This window comes from Streptomyces sp. NPDC058619 (genome assembly GCF_042717785.1).
GTDB lineage: Bacteria > Actinomycetota > Actinomycetes > Streptomycetales > Streptomycetaceae > Streptomyces.
In genome coordinates this window covers 1-5,988 of sequence record NZ_JBHXQN010000119.1, presented here as the reverse complement: position 1 = coordinate 5,988, position 5,988 = coordinate 1, and the positions used below count along the sequence as shown (strand labels likewise).

Genomic DNA, 5,988 nt, shown 5'->3' with positions numbered 1-5,988 from the left:
AAGAGCCTCGGTTGGCGGACACCAGCCGAGGTCTTCGAGGAGCAGCTACGCTCACTACAACAGCCAGGCGTTGCAACGACTGGTTGAACTCGCCCAGTACGGATCTGGGGCCTACGCCGAGTTCTGCTACCAGCTCGGGGTGACCCGTTCGATGGGCGCGGTCGGCACCAGCGCCGACAACGCGGCCTGCGAAAGCTTTCACGCCTCCCTGAAACGCGAGACCCTCCAAGGAGGCCCCGACTACGGCGAGGCCGGCAGCTGCCGCCGAACCGTCTTCGCCTGGCTGACCCGCTACAACACCCGCCGTCGACACTCCACCAACGGCCACCTCAGCCCCGGCGAATACGAACGCCGACACCACGCCGCTAGACTCACACTCGCCGCGTGATCAATAACCGCGTGCCCACCTTCTTGGGGGAAGGCCCATCTTCCATAACGCCCTGGACATCGCGGAGATCGTGCGGCAGCTGCTGGAAGAAGGCTGGACGATCGAGCCGGAGAACCTGGCCCACATCTCGCCGTACCTGACCGAGCACATCAACCGGTTCGGCGAGTACAGCACGCACGAGCTCGGGATCCAGCCCGCCGCCTACGACCCGAAGCTGGACGTCGACTTCACCCAGCTGCGCGAGCAGGACCTGAGCGCCGCCGGCCTCGGCCGAGCCGCCTGAGCCGGCCTCGGGCGGGTCGGCATCATGAGGGTCATGGACGAGACGCGCGAGCTCACCGAGGACGAGGTGAACGACCTGCTCGACGGCAAGGACCGCGACGCCGGCGGGGACGCGAGCGCGTGTCACTGCGAAGAAGGGTTCCTGATGGCCAGCTTGGACCCACCGGCTACCGGCCCGTGGGCGTGCGCGACCCCTTGTTCTGAGTGCAGGGCACGGGCGTCGCGCGGCTCGTCAGTGACGTAGCCGGGCGGCTGCGGCCAGAATTGGGGTGCTCACGACGGTGGCTGCGGCGCCGAGTGTGGTGTCAGTGGCCAGGATCCACCGGACGGTCTTCATAGCCAGGGTGAGGACTTCGCTGCCGCGCTGGCGCATGCCGGCCTCGAAATGGTCCACGGCGTCGGTGAGGGTGGCGGTGCCGTCGGCGGCGGCGCTGACGTGCGTGAGCAGGCTGGCGGCGTCGCGGATGGCCGCACCCGCTCCCATTCCGGCGGTGGGCGGTGTGGCGTGGACAGCGTCGCCCAGCGCGGTAATACGACCCGCGGGCCAGGGCGCGAGATCCTCTGCGCGGGTGGAGGCGGCGTTGAAGCGGAATGCGGCCACGCTGTGCGGGTCGGCTCGGGCGATGACCTCGAGTGTGTGCTCGGCCCAGCCCCGCTCGCGGAATCGGCCGATCAGCGCGCCCGGCAGTTCGCCGCCACGCAGGTCGCGCAGGGAATCGGTACTGGTGGATTCGGGGAACATGGCGCCCCAGATGTAGGTGGGTGCGGTGGTTACCGACATCCGCAACTCGGGAGCGTCGAGCGCGGTGTTGCCGACCGGGTCGAGGAAACCGACGTAGAGCGCTGCTCCGCGCGGGCCGATCGCCAGCCCCGATCGTGGCCTAAGTCGCTGATGCTCGCCGGGGCTGAGATCTCGCCGGAGGGTGCGGCCGGAGAACCCGATGATGCCCGCCGGGCTGTTGGTCGGGCCTCCCGCCAGGTGGCGGGCGACCACTGAGTGCGTGCCGTCCGCGCCCACCACCAGGTCCGCCGAGACCGGCGCCCCGTCGGTGAACATCACTCGGGGCGCACCGTGGTCATCGTGGCCGACGCCGGACACGCTGCGTCCCAAGTGCAGGTCATCTCCGACGGCTTCGGCCAGCAGCATCCGCAGGGTGATCCGATCGACGTCGATACTCGCACTGTCGCTGAGGTCCGGCCCGTGGCCCAGCAGCCGGCCGCGACGATCCCAGAACGCGTCGCGCTCGCGCAGTCGCAGCGCCGACCCCGATGCCAGCAGCCGCTGCATGATCTTCGGTTCCACCAGATCTTGTAGCGCCGACTGTGCCCGCTCATCCAGGGTGATGTGGTAACCGCCCGTCGCTGTCACATCGGTGTCACGGTCGAATACCGCCACCTCAAACCCCCGGCGCCGCAGCCCCGCCCCCAACGCAAGCCCGCCGATCCCGCCACCCACCACGACCACCCGCATACCCGACCGTCCTTTCCGCCGCTGCTCACTGAACAGAACCCACCCTGACACCGGTAGTGGACACCGAGTGGCCACTACCGGTGTCAGGGTGGGACCATGGCGAACACCTCACACCGGGCATTGCGGCTGTTGTCTCTGCTCGGATCAGGGCGGCAGTGGTCGCTGCGCGAGCTCGCCACCCGGCTCGGGACCAGCGAACGCACGGTCCGCCGCGACATCGAAACTTTGCGTGCGCTCGACTACCCGATCGCTACCATCCACGGCCCCGACGGCGGCTACCAGCTCGGAGCCGGGCGAACCCTGCCGCCGTTGCTGTTCGACCACGACCAGGCCCTCGCGGTCGCGGTGGCCCTACAGACGGCGCCAAGCACGATGTTCGGCCTTGGGGACGACGCGGCGCGGGCACTGGCGGCTCTGTACCAGGTCATGCCCCCTGCGCTGCGGGCATCCATGGAATCCCTGCGCCTGACTCGGTTGCAGAACTATTGGGAGTTCCCCGCGCCCCCCATCGACCCGGCCGCCCTCACCGCCGTCGGGACCGCGGTACGCCACCACCACCTCCTCGTCACCGAAACACTGCGTCCCGACGGCACACGCCCCGAACCCAGTGACCCCGACTACCTGCCCGCCCACCGCATCGAGCCACACCATCTGGTCGTCTGGGCTGCCCGGTGGTATCTGGTCGCCTACGACCTCACCGACAATGAATGGCGAGTGCGCCGCGTCGATCGACTGCACCCCCGCCCCACCAGGCAGCACTTCGCTGCCCGCGCGCTTCCCCACCCCGACCTCGCCCACTTCGTGATGAGCACCCACGACCGCGGCGACACCCCCGCCGCCTGGCAGTGCACCGGCTCTGCCCGGCTCAACCTGCCCGCTCACATCGTGGCCCGCTGGGCACCAGGCGGCTCCGTCGTGGAGCATCTCGACACCGAGTACTGCCGACTCACTCTCGGCGCCTGGTCCTGGGCCGGCATCGCCGGCATCCTCGCCACCTTCGACACCGAACTCACCGACCTCCACCCACCCGAACTCGTCCACGCATGCCGCCGCCTCACACACCGATGGGCCACTATTGCCGACTCCGAGGACCTCGATCCTTCTCATAAATGAGTAGTTCTGAGAGATCACGGACCTCCACCCGGCCGTGTCCGGTTTGCCTCTGATCTTCGTTCTCACAACCTCTCGCAGAACAGCTTTCGCACAAAGCTCCATCGGGTAGCTTCTGCGACATGCCCCAGCTCGCCGAACCGGTTTCCGCCGTCGAACAGTTCGACTGCCCCACGTGTGAGGTGCCCGCCGGAAGCACCTGCCGCACCCGCGGTGGCAAGGTCGCCCCGAAGTACCACACCCCCCGCTTCATGCTCGTCCCTCAGCTCCGCGCCGAGCTGGAGGTGAAGACCCCCGCCGATCGTGGCCCCGGCCGCGCTGGGAGATGGGGCCGGCCATCGTGGCTGCTGTGCCCGAGGCCGCCACGGCGCCACGAGAGTGGGTTACGCCCGTTGCAGTACCGCCCAGCAAGAACTCCAGAGCCAGCTCGACGCCCTGACGGAAGCCGGGTGCGCCCCGGTCTTCTCCGAGAAGATCAGCACCCGGATCAAGGTCCGGCCGGAGTTCGTCAACGCGATGGACTTCGCCCGCACCATCAAGAAGGCCGTCCCCCACCAACGGGTGATCCTCACGGTCCATGAGATGAAGCGCCGGGGACGCGGCGCCGCCGAGCTCCTAGCCATCGCCGAGGACCTGCGCCACCACGCCATCCAGCTCGAACTCCTCACCGGCCCCCTCCAAGGGATCTACGACCCGTCCGGCCACGGCGCCGCCCTCTTCGCGTTCTTCGCCGGCATGGCCGAGTCCGAGCGCGAGTACATCCGGGAGAAGTCCCTCGAAGGCCAGGCATCCGCCCGCGAGTGCGGCCGCCACGGCGGGCGTCCCAACGTCGTCGACGACGACATGGCCGACTACGCCCGCAACCTGCGGGCCAACGGTGTGTCCGTACCGCAGATCGCCCAGAAGCTGGTCATCACCTCGGGCAAGAACAAGGGCCAGCGTCCCTCGGTCGCCACCGTCTACCGCATCCTCACCGAGGGCGACTCGGCCTCGGCGGCCGAAGGGCGACCCGGTCCAGGTGGAGGACCACAGTTTCTTCACCGGCCCGAAGGGCGATACCGCTATCCCATACGGCATCTACGACCTGACCGCCGATACCGGCTGGGTCAACGTCGGCGTCGACCACGACACCTCCACCTTCGCGGTCGCCTCCATCCGTCGCTGGTGGCAAGCCCGCGGCCACCATGACTGCCCACACGCCACCCGTCTGCTGATCACCGCGGACGCGGGTGGCTCGAACAGCTACCGCTACCGGGTCTGGAAGTCCGAACTAGCCGCCTTCGCAGCCGAGACGGGCCTGGTCGTCACGGTGTGTCACTTTCCTCCCGGTACATCAAAATGGAACAAGGTCGAACACCGGTTGTTCTCCCATATCGCGATGAACTGGCGTGGCCGCCCGCTGACCAGCCACGAAGTGGTCGTCAAGACCATCGCCGCGACGCGGACCCGCACCGGGCTACATATCGAGGCCGAACTTGATTCGGGCTCATATCCCACAGGCACTACAGTCAGCAAGACGTACCTGGACTCGCTCCCGATCGAGCAGCACCCCGAGCGCGGAACCTGGAACTACACCATCCGCCCCGACGGCCCGGGCCCCAGCGAGCACGGGGCGGTCCGCAGGCTCGGGGAAACGGCCCGCACCCAGTTCCTGGAGATGCTGGCCGACCCGCTGCTGACCGGGATGACGCGGGAAGAGTTGGCCACGCTGAGCGACCGGCTGGCTCCCGCGCAGGCCGCACAGCGGGAAGAACGCTGCTACCAGCACCGCGGCGGACGACGCCGCAAGGCACCCGGCGACCACGGCCGTCCCCTGCTCACCTGCGCCGACAAGGTTCTGATCACCGTGCTCTACCTGCGGCAAGTCTGTTCCCAGAAGGTCTTGTACGACATGCTCGCGCTCAGCGACCGCACCATCAGCAAGGCCATCGGCGACACGAGCCGGCTGCTGGACGACACCGGCACCACGGTCGGGCTCTCCTCCGTCCGATTCACCCAACCGGACCACCTGGTGGCGTTCCTGCACACCGGAATGTCACCCACCGAAGTCCGGCCCCCGCTGCCGGAACAGCTCTCGGACCCGGCACTGACCGGCATGAGCCGCACCTACCGACCGGCTCTCGAAACGGCAGGCCGCACTGGTCGAACGACAGCGCTTCACACAGCGCGGCGGGCACCGCCAGCCCGGGACCCGCGCCGGGGTGTTCGGAAAGAAGATCACCGACGCCGAGCGCGTCCTGGTCACCGTCCTCATGGACCGCAAGGTCTGCACCGGAGAAGTCCTCACTGAGCTCTTCCAGATCAGCAGGGGCACCCTCACGAACGCCTTCCGCGACGTGCGCGCACTGTTGGACGAGGACGGAATCACCTTCCCACCAGCACCTGTCACACACCGCACTGCCGAAGCCCTCCTCGCCAGCACCACCACGAAGTCCAACACGCCGACACAACCGGCAACTTGATTACGTACAGGTTCAGTGGACGCGGCAGCGTTGCCAGGCAGCGCCGATCATGGCTTTCCGGATGGCTTTGACCAGTCCGCTGTGGCTGTCGGAGATCACGAGGCGGACGCCGGTCAGGCCCCGTTCTCGCAGGTGACGCAGGAACTGGGACCAGAAGGCCTCGGTCTCGCTGTCGCCGACCATGACACCGAGAACCTCGCGGCCTCCGTCTTCGGTGACTCCGGTCGCGATGACCACGGCCTGGGAGACGATCCGGTGCTCGACGCGGGCCTTGA

General features: G+C 68.1%; 4 protein-coding genes and 4 pseudogenes. 6 read left to right on the top strand and 2 right to left on the bottom strand.

Features of this window, described 5'->3' with window-relative positions:
* Nucleotides 1-91 precede the first annotated feature (91 nt).
* The 3 genes and pseudogenes from ACFWTC_RS38310 to ACFWTC_RS38300 form a co-directional block, all read left to right on the top strand.
* Nucleotides 92-388 (top strand): annotated as a pseudogene (locus tag ACFWTC_RS38310) (integrase core domain-containing protein); the annotation flags it as partial.
* A gap of 37 nt (nucleotides 389-425) precedes the next feature.
* A complete protein-coding gene (locus ACFWTC_RS38305; protein WP_383933227.1) occupies nucleotides 426-671 on the top strand; it encodes a Tn3 family transposase in 246 nt (81 codons plus the stop codon).
* A gap of 33 nt (nucleotides 672-704) precedes the next feature.
* A complete protein-coding gene (locus ACFWTC_RS38300; RefSeq protein ID WP_384030567.1) occupies nucleotides 705-914 on the top strand; it encodes a hypothetical protein in 210 nt (69 codons plus the stop codon).
* On the opposite strand, the gene ACFWTC_RS38295 is transcribed toward ACFWTC_RS38300, so the two are convergent.
* Nucleotides 903-2,141 (bottom strand): FAD-dependent oxidoreductase, encoded by a 1,239-nt coding sequence (locus tag ACFWTC_RS38295; protein ID WP_384030565.1) that lies wholly within the window; start codon nucleotides 2,139-2,141, stop codon nucleotides 903-905. The genes ACFWTC_RS38300 and ACFWTC_RS38295 overlap by 12 nt on opposite strands.
* 96 nt (nucleotides 2,142-2,237) lie before the next feature.
* On the opposite strand from ACFWTC_RS38295, the gene ACFWTC_RS38290 reads away from it, so the two are divergent.
* The 3 genes and pseudogenes from ACFWTC_RS38290 to ACFWTC_RS38280 all read left to right on the top strand — a co-directional run.
* A complete protein-coding gene (locus ACFWTC_RS38290; protein WP_383933221.1) occupies nucleotides 2,238-3,254 on the top strand; it encodes a helix-turn-helix transcriptional regulator in 1,017 nt (338 codons plus the stop codon).
* Nucleotides 3,255-3,554: 300 nt separating this feature from the next.
* A pseudogene (locus tag ACFWTC_RS38285) lies at nucleotides 3,555-4,001 on the top strand (recombinase family protein); the annotation flags it as partial.
* Between the two features lie 235 nt (nucleotides 4,002-4,236).
* Nucleotides 4,237-5,713 (top strand): annotated as a pseudogene (locus tag ACFWTC_RS38280) (ISAzo13 family transposase); the annotation flags it as partial.
* Nucleotides 5,714-5,728: 15 nt separating this feature from the next.
* Here ACFWTC_RS38280 and ACFWTC_RS38275 read toward each other — a convergent pair.
* Nucleotides 5,729-5,988 (bottom strand): annotated as a pseudogene (locus ACFWTC_RS38275) (transposase); the annotation flags it as partial.

Coding starts and splice junctions, on each gene's coding strand:
- ACFWTC_RS38300 (WP_384030567.1), top strand. CDS start 705: ATGGACGAGACGCGCGAGCTCACCGAGGACGAGGTGAACGACCTGCTC.
- ACFWTC_RS38290 (WP_383933221.1), top strand. CDS start 2,238: ATGGCGAACACCTCACACCGGGCATTGCGGCTGTTGTCTCTGCTCGGA.
- ACFWTC_RS38295 (WP_384030565.1), bottom strand. CDS start 2,141: ATGCGGGTGGTCGTGGTGGGTGGCGGGATCGGCGGGCTTGCGTTGGGG.